We start from the raw sequence: 15,602 nt of genomic DNA, 5'->3' as shown, positions 1-15,602 counted from the left end.
GCGTTTCAACGCTCCCGTGCCCTGCTGGATGACCCTGAGGGGCTGACCGAGGGCATCGGTCGCATCGAGCCGGCTTTGGTCCGGGTAGCTGACCAACACGACCAGCCACCGTAGGCTGATCATCAAGCGAGCAGCCGTGGGTCGTAACGCGATGACGAGCTGCAGTCAGCGTTGGCGACCGACTGGCTTCAACGTGCGATCGCGGCAGTTTCAGCAGGATCCTGCAACGGCCGAAGCAATTCGTTGACGCGCGCGGCAAGATCGACCTGGCGGAACGGCTTGGCGAGGCGCGTCACGTCACCCGGCACGTCCTCGCCCGTGGCGGCATAGCCGGTGACCAGCAATGTCGGAATACGAACCCCGGTCGCGCGCAATTCGTTGATCAGTTGGCCTCCCGTCATTCCGGGCATCACATAATCGCTGACGAGGATATCGGCATCGATTCCCGAACGTATCGCCGACAGGGCCTGCGACGCGGACGCGAGCTCGATGACGCTGTAGCCGATGTCACGCAACATCTCCGCGGTGGCCGATCGGACCAGCTCCTCGTCATCGACAAGAAGCACCGTCGCCGCCCGCTCGGCGACTACCGGCTCGGCCGCCGGCTTGTCCGGCTCGACACCCGTCTCGGCAGACGCGGGAAGCCACAGCTCGATCGTCGTCCCGGTGCCGGGCACGCTTTCGAGCTTGAGCGTCCCCCCGGATTGCGCCGCGAGCCCGTGCACCATCGAGAGGCCCAGCCCCGTCCCCTTGCCAACGCCCTTGGTCGAAAAGAACGGCTCGGTCGCGCGTGCGAGCGTGGCCTGGTCCATCCCGCTGCCCGTATCGGCGACGACGAGCCGTACATAGCCGCCGCCCTTGAGCCCCAGCGCATTGCGGCCATCGACGCTCGCCTCGCTTACGCCCAGCGTCAGCCGGCCGCCGCCCGGCATGGCGTCGCGGGCATTGATCGCGAGATTGAGCAGCGCGAGCTCGAGCTGGTTGGGATCGACGCGGGCGGACGACAGATGCGCCGGGATATCCAGAACCACTGTTATCGATGGCCCGAGCGAACGGCGGATCAGATCGACGATGCCGTCGATCAGCTTGCCGATATCGACCGCACGCGGTTGCAGCGCCTGCCGCCGCGCGAACGACAGCAGCCGCTGCGTCAGCGTCGCCGCGCGCTCTGCTGCCTGCAACGCGCCGCCGATCATGCGCTGCGTCTTCTCGTCGTCCTTGTGTCGCCGTCGGATGAGATCGAGGCTGCCGACGATCGGCGTCAGCAGGTTGTTGAAGTCATGCGCGACGCCGCCGGTGAGCTGACCGATGGCATCCATCTTCTGCGCCTGCGCGAGCTGCATGTCGGCGTCGCGGCGATCGGTGATGTCGGACACCACGCCGGTCATTCGAATCGCGTTGCCGTCGGCGCCGTACCGCACGCGCCCCTTGGCCACGATGCACCGGCTGCGGCCGTCCGCCGTCATGATCGCGCATTCGATGTCGAGCGAGCCGCTCACCAGCGCCTCGCTGAACGCCGCCTGTGTCGCATCGCGCTGCGACGGATCGACATGCGCGAGGAAGCTCTCCACGTCCCAATGGTCGAGCTTGGTCGCATAGCCGAAGATCTCATCGTGGCGCAGCGTCCGTCGCGTCAGACCGGTGACGATATCGATGTCCCAGCTTCCCATGCCCGCGGCCTCGAGCGCGACTTCCAGGCCATCGCGCGTGGCTTCGAGGTCGGCGGTCCGGTCCACGACGGCCTGTTCGAGCGTCGCCGCTGCATCGCGTACCTCATACTGACGCGCGCGCGCCTTCAGCGCCGAGCGCACGGCGCCGAGCATGGCGTCCGCGTGCAACGGACGCTCGAGCAGGACGACGTTGCCGAGATCGCCCAACCGGCTGGTCGCGAGCAATGTGCGCGGTGTCCGCGACCCGTTGGCTAGGACCACGAACGGAATATCCGACCAGGCGGGCTGGCCAGCGACCCAATCGATCAGGTCCGCCGCGCTCGGCGCCAGCGCCTCTTCGGTGAGCATGACGGCACCCGCCCCTTGGCGCAGCGCTTCGACGAGCTCCGGCTGGCTGTCGCACACATGCGTCTCGATCGCGCCACGCGCGAGAAGCTCCGCTGCGATCGCCGCATCGCGTCCGCGCGGCGCCAGGATCAGAACGCGCGCGTTCATGCTAACCGTGTGAATCCAGCGTCCCCATCTGGCTGGCCATCAGCGTCTTTCCTTCACCCGAAAATGTCGGGACCCCGGTCAAAACGCCCTGGAACTGCCGGAGCGGTTCACCAAGCCGGAGCCCATGACTGCCGATCTGAAACTCGCGGATCGTCCGTTCGTGCCGCGCGGTACGTGTCTTGATCACCGAAATCGCCTGGCGGACTTCGCCATGCGCCTCGAAATAGCGCAGCTGGACCACCGTATCCGACAGATAGCTGAGATCCACGTCCGACCGGATGTCGCCCATCACGCCGTGAAGCCCGAGGATCAGCAGGCTGACCACGCCCTTCTGCCCGAGATATGTCAGCATCTCGTGCATCTGAAGGACGAGGAACTGCTCGTTCGGCATCGCCTGGAGATACGCGTTGAGGCTGTCGACGACGACGAGCGTCGCACTGTGATCCTCGACCGTCCTCCGGATCGCGTCGGCAAACTCCCCCGGCGACATCTCCGCCGGATCGATCGCGCGCAATTCGAGCTGGCCGTTCTGGAGATACGGCTCGAGGTCCATGCCGAGCGACGCGCTGCGCGTGAGCAATGTCGGCATCCGCTCGTCGAACAGGAAATAGGCGGCGTTTTCGCCACGCTTGAGCGCGGCGACCATGCATTGCACCGACGCCGTCGTCTTGCCGACCCCCGCCGGGCCCGTGAGCAACGTCGCGGTTCCGGGCACGAGCCCGCCTCCGAGCAAGGCGTCGAGCTCGAGCGAGCCGGTCGAAACCGCGGCACCAGCCTCCGCCGTCTCATGCTCCGATGCGACCAGCCGCGGATAGACGCGCAGGCCCCCGCGCTCGATCTCGAAGTCGTGATAGCCGCCGCGATACTTGACCCCGCGCATCTTGACGACATGCAGCCGCCGCCGTTGCGCACCAAAGCCCGACAGGATCTGATCGAGCGACACGACGCCGTGCGCGATGCTGTGCAATTGCAGGTCGCTCCCCGTCCCGCTTTTGTCGTCGAGAAACAGCACGGTGCAGTTCCGCGTCGAGAAGAAGTGCTTCAGCGCGAGGATCTGTCGACGATAGCGGATCGGGCTCTGCGCGAGCAGCCTGAGTTCGGACAGGCTGTCGAGTACCACGCGCGTCGGCCGGACCTCGTCGACCTTTGCCATGATATCGCGGACGGTTTCACCGAGTTCGACCTCGCTCGGATGCAGCAGCGTCTGTTCCTGGTCTTCGCCCAGCCCATCGGCGGGGACCATCTCGAACAATGTCAGACTGTCCAGCGACCAGCCATGCGTCTGCGCGACCGCCCGCAGTTCCACCTCGGTCTCGGCGAGCGTGATATAGAGCCCGGTCTCCCCGGTCGCCGCACCCGTCAGGAGGAAGCCAAGTCCGAGGGTCGTCTTGCCGGTACCGGGCGTGCCTTCGACGAGATACATCCGGTCCGGCGTCAGGCCGCCGTTCAGGATATCATCGAGGCCGCTGATACCCGTCAGAGCCAGGGCTGGCATTTTTTCCATCGACGGCAACCATAGTTCCTTAATTCAGGGGCTTCGACATGCTTGCGAACACCCGGCGTTCGGCGGGCTTCGGATATGATCTGCCTACCGCCCGGGGCGCGCCGCGACCAGCCGAATCCCATGAGTAACCAAAAGGGAAGCTGGCATGGGGGCAAACGTTCGAAAGGAACCATTGGCTGCGCAAGGCCACACATTCCGCAGCGCGCTTCGAGTGTTCGATGATGTCGACGACCCCCACGGCTGGTGCTGCCGACTTTGACATCCCGGCTGATCGATGTCTTCGATGCTGTGACAAGCACGACTTCCCCGCTACTAGCAGCCTCATCATCAGGGACTCTCGAAACGCACATGGCCCGTAAACATTCGAAACACGGCCCCTACGAGGACACGCAGGCCGAAGACGAGGCGCCTGTCGAGGTCGTGGCGTGCTGGCTCTGCGGTCGCCCGACGGGAAAGACCATCATCTGGCACCATCCGGTCCCCAAGAGCCGCGGTGGCCGCGACGTGGTTCCGATGCATCCGATCTGCCAGCAGAACCTGACCGCCAACTTCACCAATTCCGAATTGCAGCGCCACGGGATGGATGTCGAAGCCCTGCTGGCGAACCCCGCCGTGCGCAAGTTCGTCGACTGGGTCGCGAACAAGGATCCGGACTTCACCGCGACGCTGACCAAGAAACAACGCTAGGCGCGCGGTCAGAAGAAGCGGAGCCACGCAATGTCGCGGCGACGCTGCTTCAGCCGCGAGAACCACGCGGTCGGATAATAGAGCGGCACGATCAGCGCGACGTACCAGCCGATCACCCAGCCATAGCCGTCGACCATGAAGACCGATCCGGTGGTCGGCCCCCACCAGGCCAGCGCGCCATGATAGAGAAGGCGCAGGACGGTGAGATGGAAGAGATAGAAGAACATCGGCGCCGCGCCGAACACGGCGAGCTTTTCTATCAGCCACGCCCCGCCGCGCATCTCGAGCAACGCGAGCATCAGCGCGCCGCCGCCGAGCGTCGGTAGCAGGAAGAGCAGCGACGGCGGATATTTCGTCATCGACAGGAAGCTGATCACCGTCCGCACGCCGCTGCCCTTGACGACGTACCACGGCGCGTCGCCATAGACGTTGAGGAGGCGCAGCACGACGAAGGCGCCGATCATCCCGACGCCGAGACGCACAAGCCGCCTTACCCGCACGACGGGCGCGACGTCGTGCCCGAACCATGGACCGATCGCGTGCCCGAGCAGCATGACGCCGAGCCATGGCAGGATCGGATAGGTCGTCTTGGCGATGAACCCGAACGGCAACGCGATCACGTCGCGCTGATGCACCAGCGCCCAGAGCGGGAAAAGGGTATCCCCCTGCTGCAATCGTATCGGGTCGAGCAGGTTGTGCCCGCAGACGAGCACCAGCCCGAGCGCGATATGCGCCGGTCGCGGCAGCCGGATCAGCGCCGCCAGCAGGATCATGCACAGGCCGAGGCACCAGATCACCTGGAGCCAGAATGTCGGCTGTGGCACCACCCCCCAATAGAGCGGCGACAGATACACGACGTCGATCGCCATCAACAGGAGCCCGCGCTTGATGAGAAACCCCGCGGTCTCGCCGGGTGTATGGCTCCTGGCGAAGAGATAGGCGGCGAGGCCCGTCAGCGCGACGAAGACGGGCGCGCAGAAACTTGCCGCGAAGCGCGCGATCGCTAGCGCGGGCATTACGGTACGCGCATCCACCGGATCGGGCATCGGGACGAGGACGATCCACGTCTCGCGCAGATGGTCGAGCAGCATCAGCACCATCACCAGCCCGCGCAGCGCGTCGATACTCGCAAGGCGCCTGCCCGGGCTTTTGCGCGCGGTCTGCGTATCGCCGGGCGTTGCCGGCGTGTGGGCCTGGGTCATGACATCCCTCTAGAATTCCGCGCGCAGCGAGGCGCGCAGCGTTCGTGGCGCGCCGGGATAGATCCAGAACGAATTGTACGAGCTTTGCGCATAGCGCGCGTTCATCAGGTTATCGACTTCCCCCCGCAGCGTCAGCGTCGTCGACAGCGGGATCTCGGCGGATGCCTTGACCTTCACATAGTCGGGCAGGACGAGGCCGCTGGCGTCGGTCGCGCCGGAGCGCTTGCCGACATAGGCGAGGCCCCCGCTGACCAGCCAGTCCCGGCCGGTACCGGGATCGAAGCGATGCACGATCAAGACCGTGCCCGAATGATCCGGCACGTTGAGAGCCAAAGGCGTCGCGAAGGACCGGTCGTCGTTGCGCGCCCTGGTCCACGCGTAATTCACGACCGCCTGCCAGCGACGCGCAAGCCGCAGCGACGCGTCGACCTCGATCCCGCGGCTCGTCAGCGATCCGACGGGCGCGAGGAAATTGGCGTCGTTGGGGTCCGTGGTCAGGACGTTGCTCTTGCGGATGTCGAACCAGGTGACGCCGAGGTCCAGACCGCTCAGGCGGGCCGCCGCGCCGATCTCGAAGCCGTGTCCCCGCTCGGGTGCGAAGGCCACGCCGCCGATCCCGCTGCCCGAATTGAGCTGGACCGACTCACCCCAATTGGCATGCACCGAGATCGCCTCGTCCACGGCATAACGCGCACCGAGCCGGAAGTTGACGGGCTCCGCCTTCGAAACGGTGGTCGCGTTGACGAGGTTGCGCTCGAGCTGCTGGCGATAGGCGTCGAACCGCACGCCCCCGACGAGGTCGAGCTTCGTCGTCACGGCCCAGGCATCCTGCGCGTAGAGCGACAGCACCTGCCGCGTCTCGCGCTGATCGATGCTGGGAAGGAGCGGCAGCGCCTGCGCCACCCCGTAGACCGGGTCGAATATGTCGATCGCATAGGGATGCGTTTCGGTCGGGTTTCGCCGGTTCAGCAGCTCGAGATAGTCGAGCGTATACCCCTTGATGCCGAAGCTGGGTCGATGGACACCCAGCGCGTGGACCTCGCCACGCAGTTCCAGCCGCGCCGAAAGGTCTTCGACCTCATAGCCGCGCTCGCGCCGTTGCCGCCACAGCGTCCGCCCGTCCACCAGCCGCGACTGGTCCGCCGAGATGCCGCGGAGCGAACCGGTACGATACGCGATCCCGCCGACCAGCGACCATGCCCCGCCCAGCCGGGCTTCGCCGGTCAGCTGGTGCCGCGTGTCGCGCGCGCGCGTGACGCCGTTCGACGGCTCGCCAAGGAACCGCGACGCAGGCAGCGCCAGTGGATCGCCCGCGATCGCGCTCACGCCGCGATCGAACGGGGCATCATACGCGATATGCTGCGCCAGATAGGTCAACTGGACCGCATCGGAGGGTCGAAACGTCAGCGACGGCGATACCACCCGGCGCTTCAACGTCACGAAGTCGCGATAGCCGTCGCTATCCTCGGTCGCGACGACGATCCGCGCGGCCAGCGTGTCGGTCAGCGGTCCCGTCGCATCGAGCTCGATCCGGCGCGTGTCGAACGAGCCATATTGCAGCGTCGCGGACGCGTGCGCGGCAAAGCGCGGCGTCTTGCTCACCATGTTGACGCGTCCGGCGGGATCGATGTCGCCGAACACCGCGCCGGCGGGCCCTTTCAGTATCTCGATACGCTCGATCGTCGCCGGATCGCGCGCGGGTGCGCTCCCCGGTTGGCGATGAAGCCGTCCGTGTAATATTCGCCCCCGCCATCGGCGGTGCTGAGGAAGCCGCAGATCGCGAAATTGTCGGCAAAGCCGCCACGGTTGTTCTGCTGGCTGCTTCCGCTGACCAGCTCCAGCGCATCACTCAGTCGATAGGTGCCCGCCGCGCGCAGGAGATCCTGTTCCAGCGACCGGCTCGACTGCGACATCAGCTCGGTCGCGCGATCGGACGAGAGCGTTGCATCCCGCGAGGTCCGCGTTCCCAGCACGACGATGTCGTCGCGCTCGGCCGCGTCCTCCGTCTCCTGCGCCTGGACCGACGATCCTGCCATCAACCCGATCACGCCGACGACGCGCGACAGCCTTCGCGGCATTCGCGCAATCGCCCCGCTTGCCCCCCTTCGCTTCAACGCTCTCGCCACCAAGTCTTCCCGCACGCAACCGATATGATATTATGTCTCATAACGATCTTGTCGGGATCGGCAACCATGCTGCGGCAAGGCGTCCTGCCAGACGGCGCCGGGCGGTCGGGGCGTACGCGTTCCAGCCGGCCGGAGACTGCGCGCCGGGCCGGTCTGCTCTGCTCCCATGGGCCCAAGGCACCATCGACAGGCCATCGCCCGTCGGATGCGGCAAGCGCGCTAGGGAATGCGCGCGCCGTCCTGGTCGAACAGTGCGGGATTTGCGGCCTGGTCGGCCTTTGCGGCGACCAGGCCGGCGCGCATCCGCCGCCACATCGCGATGTTCAGCGACACCATCACGATCACCGCGAGCGCGATGATCACGACGGCCTTCGTCGGCCCGGTCATGCGCGTGCTTCGGCGACTCCGCCCGAATTGTGCCGCAGCGCCTTCAACACCGTCTCGACGAGCGCCGCCGAGTCGAGCCCCGCGTCGGCATATTGCACGTCGGGCTTGTCCTGATCCTGGAACAGGTCGGGCAGTCGCAGCGTCCGCAGCTTGAGCCCGCCATCGATCAGCCCCTCGTCGCTCGCCAGCGTCAGGACATGCGCACCGAAGCCGCCGACCGCGCCCTCCTCGATCGTCACCGCGACCTCGTGCGTCGTCAGCAGCTTGCGGATCATGTCGATGTCGAGCGGCTTGGCAAAGCGGAGATCGGCGACCGTCGTCGACAGCCCCTTCGCCTCGAGCACCTCGGCCGCCTTCAGCGCCTCCTCGAGTCGCGTGCCGAGCGACAGGATCGCGACGGTCTTGCCCTCGCGGACGATCCGGCCCTTGCCGATCTCGAGCAGCTGCGGCGTGCTGGGAAGCGCCACCCCCGTGCCGTTGCCGCGGGGATAGCGCACCGCGATCGGGCCGATGTCATAATGCGCGGCGGTGTGCGTCATGTGGACGAGCTCGGCCTCGTCCGCCGCCGCCATCACGACGAAGTTCGGCAGCGTCGCGAGATAGGTGACGTCGAACGAGCCGGCATGCGTCGCGCCATCCGCGCCGACCAGCCCCGCACGGTCGATCGCGAACCGCACGGGCAGGTTCTGGATCGCGACATCATGCACCACCTGGTCATAGGCGCGCTGCAGGAACGTCGAATAGATCGCGCAGAACGGCCGCATGCCCTGCGCCGCAAGCCCCGCCGCGAACGTCACGCCGTGCTGTTCGGCGATGCCGACGTCGAAGAACCGGTCGGGATAGGCCTTGGCGAACGCGTCGAGCCCGGTCCCCGACGGCATCGCCGCGGTGATCGCGCAGATCCGGTCGTCCTTGGCCGCCTCGGCGACGAGCTGCGCGCCGAACACGTTCTGATATTGCGGCGGTCCCGGTGGCGCCTTGGTCTGCACGCCCGAGATCACGTCGAACTTCTGGACGCCGTGATACTTGTCCGCGGCGGCCTCGGCCGGGGCATAGCCCTTGCCCTTCTTGGTAACGACATGGACGAGGATCGGGCCCTCCTCCGCATCGCGGACATTCTCGAGCACGGGGATCAGGTGATCGAGATTGTGCCCGTCGATCGGCCCGACATAATAAAAGCCGAGCTCCTCGAACAGCGTGCCGCCCATCGTCATCCCGCGCGCGAACTCGTCGGTCTTGCGCGCGGCGTTGTGGAACGGCCGCGGCAGGCGGCGGGCGAACTTCTTGGCGAGCTCGCGGATGCCGAGAAACTCGCGACTCGACACGATTCGCGACAGATAGGCCGACAGCCCGCCGACCGGCGGCGCGATCGACATGTCGTTGTCGTTGAGGATGACGACCAGACGGTTGCCCGCCTGCTCGGCATTGTTCATCGCCTCATAGGCCATGCCCGCCGACATCGCGCCGTCGCCGATCACCGCGATTCCCTTGCCCGGCTTGCCCGCGATCTTGTTCGCGACCGCGAAACCCAGTGCGGCCGAGATCGAGGTCGACGAATGCGCCGCGCCGAACGGGTCGTATTCGCTCTCGCTACGCTTGGTGAAGCCGCTCAGCCCCCCGCCCTGCCGAAGCGTGCGGATACGGTCGCGGCGACCGGTGAGGATCTTGTGCGGATAGCATTGATGCCCGACGTCCCAGACCAGCCGGTCGCGTGGCGTATCGAACACATAATGGATCGCGGTCGTCAGCTCGACGACACCAAGCCCCGATCCGAGGTGCCCGCCGGTCGTCCCGACCGCGGAAATCGTCTCGGTGCGCAGCTCGTCGGCGAGCTGGCGAAGCTGCTCGGGCTTCAGCTTGCGGAGATCGTCTGGGGTCGAAACCGTGTCGAGCAACGGGGTTACAGGAGTATCAGCCATCGGACGGGCTTATCGCAGCACAGGTTTGGTGTCGATTGCTACCGAACGAAACCCCGCGCCGCGCATCAGATTATCTGCGCGTGGCGCATCCCTCAGCGTTGTGCCTCGCACGCGGCGCAGCGACCGCGCACCTCGATCACCGGCCGCACCGGGGTGAATCCGGCGAGTTCTGCTGCATGGCGCACCCCGCGCGTGACCGGATCGTCGTCGATATGCGTCGTCTGTCCGCATGAGTCGCACACAAGGAAGATACAGTCGTGCAGGCATTCGGGGTGCGCGTTCGCGACATAGGCGTTGGCGCTTTCGACACGCCGCGCAAGGTTCGCGCCGACGAACAGGTCGAGGATCCGGTACACGCTGTTCGCGGCGACCCGCCTGCCCTCGGTCTTCGACACCGACTCGGCGATGTCATAGGCGCTGGCAGGCTTGTCGAACCCCGCCAGTGCGGCGAAGACGCTCGCACGCATGCTCGTCCACTGCTCGCCGGACTTCTCCAGCGCCGCCTGCGCCGCAACGGTGAGGTCGATACCCTGCGGTTCGTGATGCTTGTGTGCGTGTGCTGCCATTATCCGGTCAAGCTAGGGTGCCGCAGCGCCTGCCGCAAGCACGCCGCCGGCGCGGCGCATGGACGGCGTCTCAGTGCGCCGCCCGGCGATTGAGTTCGTGCCCGAGCGCGAGCAACGCGACGCCCGCGACCGTCCAGACCGTCTCGAGCCCGCTTGCGTCATGCGGCAGCGTCATCGCGCCGCCCATGATCCCGAGCCCGAACGCCCCCATCGCCGCGGGCAGCGCATGGCCATGATGCAGCACGCCGCGCCCCAGCGCGACCGCGCCCAGCATGATCGCGATCGTCAGCCCGACCTCATGGAAGATCGGATCGAGCAGCACACCGCCCGCGGTCGACATCAGTGCGAGCAGCACCGACGTCGCCAGGCAATGCACCATGCACAACCCCGACAGTCCGATCGCATAGCGGTCGAGCCCGGCAAGCCAGGGCCGGTGCGCATGTGCGGACGCGTGCGTGTGGGTGGTGGTCGACATCGTTTCCGTCAGATAGGCGATTCAAGGACAGGATACAACATCACATCGGTAAATTTTGCGCAGCATCCCGCCGGCTTGCGCGAAACCGCCACGACGTCGCTCGTCCGGCGCACACTCGGTTGTCAGATCGGAAATCCGGCCTGCGGTAACTCCTGATACTCGACGCCCCCGGCGCAGGGGCGTAGGGCTGTCGCATGCTTCAGCCCAGTGCCGCCTTCCTGTCCACAGCGCGCCCGCGAGCGGTCGCGATCTGGCTCCTCGTCGTCGCCGCGATGATCGTCGGAATCGTCGTCGTAGGCGGGATCACGCGGCTGACCAATTCGGGGCTGTCGATCACCGAATGGAAGCCGATCACGGGAATCATCCCGCCGCTGACGCTGGCGCAGTGGCAGGCCGAGTTCGCCAACTACAAGCAGATCCCCGAATACAGCCAGCTCAACAGCGGCATGACGCTCGACGGGTTCAAGGGGATCTTCTTCTGGGAGTATCTCCACCGCGTGCTCGCGCGCACCATCGGAGCCGCCTTCGCGCTCCCGCTGATCTGGTTCGCGGTCCGTCGGCAGATCCCCGCCGGCTATGGCTGGCGTCTCGGCGCGCTGCTCGCGCTCGGCGCGCTGCAGGGTGCGATTGGCTGGTGGATGGTGAAGTCGGGGCTGTCGGTGCGCACCGATGTCAGCCACATCCGGCTCGCGGTCCATCTGATGACCGCGCTGGTGACGCTCGCCGGGATCGTCTGGACCGCGCTCGACCTGCTCGCGCTCGACAAGTCGCGGCTCGCCGCCCCTGCCCGCCTCGCACCGATTGCGATTGCCGCGTTCGCCTTGCTCTTCATCCAGCTCGTCTATGGCGCGTTCACCGCCGGCCTCGATGCAGGATACGCGTTCGCCAGCTGGCCGTTGATGGGCGACAGCCTGTATCCCGCAGGCGTGCCGATGCTCACACCCGGCTGGACCAACGCGGTCGACAACCCGATCATGGTGCAGTTCATCCACCGCTGGCTGGCCTTTGCGACCGCCGCCGGGCTCGTCTGGCTCGCGGTCCGCACGACGCGGCTGGGTGCACGCGCGGGTTTCTGGGTCGTGGGGCTCGTCACGCTTCAGGTGTTTCTCGGCATCGCCACGCTGATGACGGGGGTCGATATCCATGTCGCGGTCGCGCATCAGGCCAACGCCGCGCTGCTGCTGATCGCCACGGTTTTCGCCGCGCATCGGGTCGGCAGCCCTGCCAGGGTATCATGATACCCGTCAGCAAACTGGCGGAAAGCTTGACTTGAAGACCCCCTTTCAGCATTAGGCGGGCATTCGCGCTGCGGGGAAACCCTGCGGCGCGCTTGCATTCAATCTGGAAGGTCCAACGCCCATGAAGGCGCTCATGAAGACCACCAAGTCGGCCAAGCCGCACGAGGTGGAGAAGCAGTGGCATATCGTCGACGCGGAAGGTCTCGTCGTCGGTCGTGCCGCATCGATCATCGCCAACGTCCTGCGCGGCAAGCACAAGACGTCGTTCACCCCGCATGTCGATTGCGGTGACAACGTCGTCGTGATCAACGCCGACAAGATCCGCTTCACCGGCAACAAGGCCGCGAAGAAGATCTATTACAAGCACACCGGTTACGCCGGCGGCATCAAGGGCATCACTGCCGCCAAGGTCCTCGACGGCCGCTTCCCGGAGCGCGTTCTCGAAAAGGCTGTCGAGCGCATGATCCCGCGCGGCCCGCTGGGTCGTGAGCAGATGCGCAACCTGCGTATCTTCAAGGGCACCGAGCATCCGCACGAGGCACAGAACCCTGCCGTGCTCGACATCGGCAGCATGAACCGCAAGAACAAGGTGGGCGCATAATGTCCGACAACCGCCAGTCGCTCGCCGATCTCGCGAGCCTGACCAACCAGCCCGCGCCGGCTGCCCCTGCCGCCCAGACGCTGCCGACCAGCGAAGGCGATATCGAAGCACCGGTCTCGAACGAGCCCGTCCGCGAGCCGATGCCGCTGCGCGAGCAGATCCTCGACAAGCAGGGCCGCGCCTATGCGACCGGCCGTCGTAAGGACGCCGTCGCCCGCGTCTGGGTCAAGCCCGGCACCGGCAAGATCACGATCAACGGTCGTGACCAGGAAGTGTATTTCGCACGTCCGACGCTGCGTCTCGTCATCAACCAGGTGTTCGGGATCACCGAGCGCGAAGGTCAGTATGACGTCGTCTGCACCGTCAAGGGTGGTGGTCTTTCGGGCCAGGCCGGCGCGGTCAAGCACGGCATCAGCCAGGCGCTGACCCGCTTCGAGCCGGTGCTGCGCGCGTCGGTCAAGGCTGCAGGCTTCCTGACCCGCGACAGCCGCGTCGTCGAGCGCAAGAAGTACGGCAAGGCGAAGGCCCGTCGTAGCTTCCAGTTCTCGAAGCGCTAAACGCCTCAGCGAGCTACAAAAAAGGCGGTCCGGGTTTTCCCGGGCCGCCTTTTTCATGTCCGGGCTACATCCGCACGACGCGTGTGCCGATCCGCTCCGCCTCGTCGGGATCGTGAGTCACCATCAGGATTGGCAGCCGCATCACGTCGCGCAGATGCTCGATCGCGCGCAGGATCTCCTCGCGCCGCGCGCGATCGAGCGACGCCAGCGGTTCGTCGAGCAGCAGGAAGCGCGGGTTGCTCAGCACCGCGCGGCCGATCGCGACGCGCTGCGCCTCGCCGCCCGACAGCGTACGGGGCCAGCGGTCGAACAGGTGCCCGATCCCGAGAAACCCGATCCGGTCCTCGAACGCGCCGGTATCGCGGCCCGCACCGTAGAGCAGGTTCGCGCGGACCCTCAGATGCGGAAACAGCCGCGCTTCCTGGAAGACATAGCCTGCGCGACGCGCCTCGGGCGGCACATCGATCCCGTCACCGAACAGCGTCTCGCCATCGACGAGGATCCGTCCGCTATCGGGGCGCAGCAACCCCGCGACCATATTGAGCACGCTCGTCTTGCCGACGCCCGAAGGGCCGAACAGCACCGTCGCGCCCTCGCCCGCTGCCAGCGTCAGCGCGACCTCGGCCTCCCCCAGCCGCTTGCGCACGTCGATCTCAAAGGACATGAAGCCCCCGCCCTGCACGCCGCGTGAGCAGTTCGGACGCGACCAGCGCGACCAGCGACAGCGACACCGAAATCGCGGACAGTCGCCACACCATCGCCTCCGCGCCGGGTTGTTGCAGCGCGGAGTAGATCGCGAGCGGGAGCGTCTGCGTCTGCCCGGGCACGTTCGAGACGAAGGTGATCGTCGCGCCGAACTCGCCGATCGATCGCGCGAAGCCCAGCACCGCCCCCGCGAGCACGCCGGGCACGCTGAGCGGGAGCGTCAGCGTCCAGAACACGCGCCACGGGCCCGCGCCGAGCGTCCGTGCGGCGCTTTCCAGCCGCCGGTCGACCGCCTCGATCGACAGCCGCATCGCCCGCACCATCAGCGGCAGTGCCATCACCCCCGCCGCGATCGCGGCGCCGGTCCAGCGAAACAGGACGCTCACGCCGAACCAGTCCTGCAGCCAGCCGCCGATCGGGCCATTGGGAGCGAACGCGATCAGCAGCAGCCATCCCGTCACGACCGGCGGCACGACGAGCGGCAGATGAACGAGCGCATCGACGAGCACGCGCCCCGGAAACCGGACCCGCGCAAGGACCCAGGCGATTGCAAAGGCGATCGGCAGCGTGACGAGCATCGCGACCCCGCCGACCTTCAGCGACAGGCCCACCACGGCCCATTCCGCCGACGTCAACAGGAGGTCACCCGCCATTCAGCGGGCCGAGAAACCATAGCGCACGAAGATCGCCTTGCCCCCGCGCGAGACGAGGAACCGCCGGAAGGCTTCGGCTTCGGGGTTGCGCGACGTGCTGAGCCGCGCGACCGGATAGGTGATCGCGGGGTGAGTCGAGGCGGGGAACACGCCCGCGATCCGCACCTGCGCGGAGGCCTTGGCGTCGGTCGCATAGACGATCCCCAGCGGCGCGGCGCCGCGTTCGACCAGCGCGAGCGTCGCGCGGACGTTCTCGGCGCGGACGACGCGCGGCGCGACCTGCGGCCATACCCCCAGACGCTCGAGCGCCTCCTGCCCGTATTTGCCCGCGGGGACCGGCGTGTCCGCCATCGCGAGCGGGCCCGCGGTCAGGACGCGGACCAGCGCTGCCGGCGGACGCACCGGAATTCGTATCTTCGATCCCGCCGGCGCCGCGACGACGAGACGATTGCCGAGGAACGTCACCCGCGTGTTCGCGACGATCAGCTTGCGCGCCGCCAGCGCGTCCATCCAGTCCTCGTCCGCGGAAATGAAGAGATCGGCGTTCGCCCCCGCCTGCACCTGACGCGCGAGCGCCGACGACGCCGCAAACGAGATCACCGGCCTTACATGCCCCTTCGCCGCCCACGCATTTGCTGCCGCCGTCAGCGACTCCTGCAGGCTCGCCGCGGCCAGCACCAGCGGTGGCGTCGGATCGGCAGCCGCCGGCGTCGCGGCAAGCGTCGCGGCCGCACTCGCGGCCACCAGCGCGGTAAATCCCAGATACGTCATCATGTCCCTTCGGGCAGGCCCTACGACGCCTGTCCGTATACGCCGC

At 66.9% G+C, this 15,602-nt stretch carries 16 protein-coding genes; 4 read left to right on the top strand and 12 right to left on the bottom strand.

The window, feature by feature from the left end; translation table 11 throughout:
• Nucleotides 1-188: 188 nt before the first annotated feature.
• Both QP165_RS19430 and QP165_RS19425 read right to left on the bottom strand, forming a co-directional pair.
• Nucleotides 189-2,165, bottom strand: coding sequence for a PAS domain-containing hybrid sensor histidine kinase/response regulator (locus QP165_RS19430; protein ID WP_333996882.1), 1,977 nt, complete (start codon nt 2,163-2,165; stop codon nt 189-191).
• Between the two features lies 1 nt (nt 2,166).
• Entirely contained in the window at nt 2,167-3,660 is a 1,494-nt protein-coding gene (locus tag QP165_RS19425) for an ATPase domain-containing protein (protein WP_333996881.1), read from the bottom strand.
• Between the two features lie 357 nt (nt 3,661-4,017).
• On the opposite strand from QP165_RS19425, the gene QP165_RS19420 reads away from it, so the two are divergent.
• The gene (locus tag QP165_RS19420; protein ID WP_333996880.1) at nt 4,018-4,356 is read left to right on the top strand and encodes a hypothetical protein; all 339 of its coding nucleotides are present in this window, start codon (nt 4,018-4,020) and stop codon (nt 4,354-4,356) included.
• Nucleotides 4,357-4,364: 8 nt separating this feature from the next.
• Here QP165_RS19420 and QP165_RS19415 read toward each other — a convergent pair whose 3' ends face one another.
• The 7 genes from QP165_RS19415 to QP165_RS19385 all read right to left on the bottom strand — a co-directional run bounded on the left by QP165_RS19415 (nt 4,365) and on the right by QP165_RS19385 (nt 11,031).
• On the bottom strand, nt 4,365-5,558 hold the full coding sequence (locus QP165_RS19415; RefSeq protein WP_333996879.1) for a DUF1624 domain-containing protein: 1,194 nt from the start codon (nt 5,556-5,558) through the stop codon (nt 4,365-4,367).
• A gap of 9 nt (nt 5,559-5,567) precedes the next feature.
• A complete protein-coding gene (locus QP165_RS19410) occupies nt 5,568-7,199 on the bottom strand; it encodes a TonB-dependent receptor (protein WP_333996878.1) in 1,632 nt (543 codons plus the stop codon).
• Nucleotides 7,200-7,216: 17 nt separating this feature from the next.
• Nucleotides 7,217-7,636 (bottom strand): hypothetical protein, encoded by a 420-nt coding sequence (locus tag QP165_RS19405; RefSeq protein ID WP_333996877.1) that lies wholly within the window; start codon nt 7,634-7,636, stop codon nt 7,217-7,219.
• Between the two features lie 267 nt (nt 7,637-7,903).
• Nucleotides 7,904-8,071, bottom strand: coding sequence for a hypothetical protein (locus QP165_RS19400; protein WP_333996876.1), 168 nt, complete (start codon nt 8,069-8,071; stop codon nt 7,904-7,906).
• A complete protein-coding gene (dxs, locus tag QP165_RS19395; protein WP_333996875.1) occupies nt 8,068-9,990 on the bottom strand; it encodes a 1-deoxy-D-xylulose-5-phosphate synthase in 1,923 nt (640 codons plus the stop codon). The genes QP165_RS19400 and dxs overlap by 4 nt, the downstream gene beginning before the upstream one ends.
• Nucleotides 9,991-10,082: 92 nt before the next feature.
• Nucleotides 10,083-10,556: a Fur family transcriptional regulator gene (locus QP165_RS19390; RefSeq protein ID WP_333996874.1), complete on the bottom strand. Its 474-nt coding sequence runs from the start codon at nt 10,554-10,556 to the stop codon at nt 10,083-10,085.
• 70 nt (nt 10,557-10,626) lie between these two features.
• Complete coding sequence (locus QP165_RS19385) at nt 10,627-11,031, bottom strand: MerC domain-containing protein (protein WP_333996873.1); 405 nt, start codon at nt 11,029-11,031, stop codon at nt 10,627-10,629.
• A gap of 194 nt (nt 11,032-11,225) precedes the next feature.
• Here QP165_RS19385 and QP165_RS19380 point away from each other — a divergent pair, with 194 nt between their 5' ends.
• The 3 genes from QP165_RS19380 to rpsI all read left to right on the top strand — a co-directional run bounded on the left by QP165_RS19380 (nt 11,226) and on the right by rpsI (nt 13,427).
• On the top strand, nt 11,226-12,269 hold the full coding sequence (locus QP165_RS19380) for a COX15/CtaA family protein (RefSeq protein WP_333996872.1): 1,044 nt from the start codon (nt 11,226-11,228) through the stop codon (nt 12,267-12,269).
• 121 nt (nt 12,270-12,390) lie between these two features.
• Entirely contained in the window at nt 12,391-12,870 is a 480-nt protein-coding gene (gene rplM / locus QP165_RS19375; RefSeq protein ID WP_082444974.1) for a 50S ribosomal protein L13, read from the top strand.
• Entirely contained in the window at nt 12,870-13,427 is a 558-nt protein-coding gene (rpsI, locus tag QP165_RS19370; RefSeq protein WP_082446261.1) for a 30S ribosomal protein S9, read from the top strand. Before rplM ends, rpsI begins: the two co-directional genes overlap by 1 nt.
• A gap of 64 nt (nt 13,428-13,491) precedes the next feature.
• Here the strand turns inward: rpsI and QP165_RS19365 are convergent, their stop codons facing one another.
• Genes QP165_RS19365 through modA form a run of 3 tightly spaced genes read right to left on the bottom strand, consistent with a single transcriptional unit; the run spans nt 13,492 to nt 15,556 of the window.
• The gene (locus QP165_RS19365) at nt 13,492-14,091 is read right to left on the bottom strand and encodes an ATP-binding cassette domain-containing protein (protein WP_333996871.1); all 600 of its coding nucleotides are present in this window, start codon (nt 14,089-14,091) and stop codon (nt 13,492-13,494) included.
• Nucleotides 14,081-14,785, bottom strand: a complete 705-nt coding sequence (modB, locus tag QP165_RS19360; RefSeq protein WP_443019342.1) for a molybdate ABC transporter permease subunit — start codon at nt 14,783-14,785, stop codon at nt 14,081-14,083. The genes QP165_RS19365 and modB overlap by 11 nt, the downstream gene beginning before the upstream one ends.
• Nucleotides 14,786-15,556, bottom strand: coding sequence for a molybdate ABC transporter substrate-binding protein (gene modA, locus QP165_RS19355; RefSeq protein ID WP_333996870.1), 771 nt, complete (start codon nt 15,554-15,556; stop codon nt 14,786-14,788). It abuts the gene before it with no gap.
• Nucleotides 15,557-15,602: the final 46 nt, after the last annotated feature.

The sequence above is a fragment of the Sphingomonas sp. 22R3R2A-7 genome (genome assembly GCF_036856055.1).
Taxonomy (GTDB): domain Bacteria; phylum Pseudomonadota; class Alphaproteobacteria; order Sphingomonadales; family Sphingomonadaceae; genus Sphingomonas.
The sequence above is the reverse complement of the archived record's forward strand: the minus strand, read 5'-3'. Positions and strand labels throughout refer to the sequence as shown.

What these genes read in the sequence shown, in the direction of transcription:
- QP165_RS19430 (WP_333996882.1), bottom strand. Translation starts at nt 2,165, where the DNA reads ATGAACGCGCGCGTTCTGATCCTGGCGCCGCGCGGACGCGATGCGGCG.
- QP165_RS19425 (WP_333996881.1), bottom strand. Translation starts at nt 3,660, where the DNA reads ATGCCAGCCCTGGCTCTGACGGGTATCAGCGGCCTCGATGATATCCTG.
- QP165_RS19420 (WP_333996880.1), top strand. Translation starts at nt 4,018, where the DNA reads ATGGCCCGTAAACATTCGAAACACGGCCCCTACGAGGACACGCAGGCC.
- QP165_RS19415 (WP_333996879.1), bottom strand. Translation starts at nt 5,558, where the DNA reads ATGACCCAGGCCCACACGCCGGCAACGCCCGGCGATACGCAGACCGCG.
- QP165_RS19405 (WP_333996877.1), bottom strand. Translation starts at nt 7,636, where the DNA reads ATGCCGCGAAGGCTGTCGCGCGTCGTCGGCGTGATCGGGTTGATGGCA.
- QP165_RS19400 (WP_333996876.1), bottom strand. Translation starts at nt 8,071, where the DNA reads ATGACCGGGCCGACGAAGGCCGTCGTGATCATCGCGCTCGCGGTGATC.
- dxs (WP_333996875.1), bottom strand. Translation starts at nt 9,990, where the DNA reads ATGGCTGATACTCCTGTAACCCCGTTGCTCGACACGGTTTCGACCCCA.
- QP165_RS19390 (WP_333996874.1), bottom strand. Translation starts at nt 10,556, where the DNA reads ATGGCAGCACACGCACACAAGCATCACGAACCGCAGGGTATCGACCTC.
- QP165_RS19385 (WP_333996873.1), bottom strand. Translation starts at nt 11,031, where the DNA reads ATGTCGACCACCACCCACACGCACGCGTCCGCACATGCGCACCGGCCC.
- QP165_RS19380 (WP_333996872.1), top strand. Translation starts at nt 11,226, where the DNA reads ATGCTTCAGCCCAGTGCCGCCTTCCTGTCCACAGCGCGCCCGCGAGCG.
- rplM (WP_082444974.1), top strand. Translation starts at nt 12,391, where the DNA reads ATGAAGGCGCTCATGAAGACCACCAAGTCGGCCAAGCCGCACGAGGTG.
- rpsI (WP_082446261.1), top strand. Translation starts at nt 12,870, where the DNA reads ATGTCCGACAACCGCCAGTCGCTCGCCGATCTCGCGAGCCTGACCAAC.
- QP165_RS19365 (WP_333996871.1), bottom strand. Translation starts at nt 14,091, where the DNA reads ATGTCCTTTGAGATCGACGTGCGCAAGCGGCTGGGGGAGGCCGAGGTC.
- modB (WP_443019342.1), bottom strand. Translation starts at nt 14,785, where the DNA reads ATGGCGGGTGACCTCCTGTTGACGTCGGCGGAATGGGCCGTGGTGGGC.
- modA (WP_333996870.1), bottom strand. Translation starts at nt 15,556, where the DNA reads ATGACGTATCTGGGATTTACCGCGCTGGTGGCCGCGAGTGCGGCCGCG.